Origin of the sequence: Mycobacterium sp. 1245852.3, from assembly GCF_001669335.1 — a bacterium.
Classification (GTDB): Bacteria; Actinomycetota; Actinomycetes; order Mycobacteriales; family Mycobacteriaceae; genus Mycobacterium; species Mycobacterium europaeum_A.
Genome location: NZ_LZLL01000271.1, coordinates 1 through 628 on the forward strand (window position 1 = coordinate 1; position 628 = coordinate 628).

At 63.7% G+C, this 628-nt stretch carries 2 protein-coding genes; both read left to right on the plus strand.

The features are described 5' to 3' along the window. Window positions 1-4 precede the first annotated feature (4 nt). Window positions 5-301, plus strand: a complete 297-nt coding sequence (locus tag A9W96_RS11680) for a WXG100 family type VII secretion target (RefSeq protein ID WP_007168951.1) — start codon at window positions 5-7, stop codon at window positions 299-301. A 44-nt stretch (window positions 302-345) separates the two neighbouring features. After that, window positions 346-628 (plus strand): WXG100 family type VII secretion target (locus A9W96_RS11685; protein WP_007771417.1); only part of this gene is annotated, 283 nt, incomplete at its 3' end.

Genomic DNA, 628 nt, shown 5'->3' on the forward strand with positions numbered 1-628 from the left:
CGACATGGCAACACGTTTTATGACCGACCCGCACGAGATGCGGGCGATGGCGGGCCGCTTCGAGGTGCACGCCCAGACCGTTGAGGACGAGGCCCGCAAGATGTGGGCGTCGTCGATGAACATCGCCGGCTCGGGCTGGAGCGGTCAGGCCCAGGCCACCTCGTACGACACCATGGGCCAGGTCAACCAGGCCTTCCGCAACATCGTCAACATGCTCCACGGGGTGCGCGACGGGCTGATTCGCGACGCGAACAACTACGAGCAGCAAGAGCAGGCCTCGCAGCAGATCCTCAGCAGCTAGCGGCCGAAACCGCTGCTGCACAACACTTTTAAGGAGCAAAGCCAATGAGCATTAATTACCAGTTCGGCGATGTAGACGCCCACGGTGCCTTGATCCGCGCCCAGGCCGCGTCCTTGGAGGCCGAGCACCAGGCCATCGTTCGCGATGTGCTTGCTGCCGGCGACTTCTGGGGCGGTGCGGGTTCGGTGGCATGCCAGGAGTTCATCACCCAGTTGGGTCGCAACTTCCAGGTCATCTACGAGCAGGCCAACTCCCACGGACAGAAGGTCCAGTCCGCGGGCAGCAACATGGCCAGCACCGACAGCGCCGTTGGGTCCAGCTGGGCCT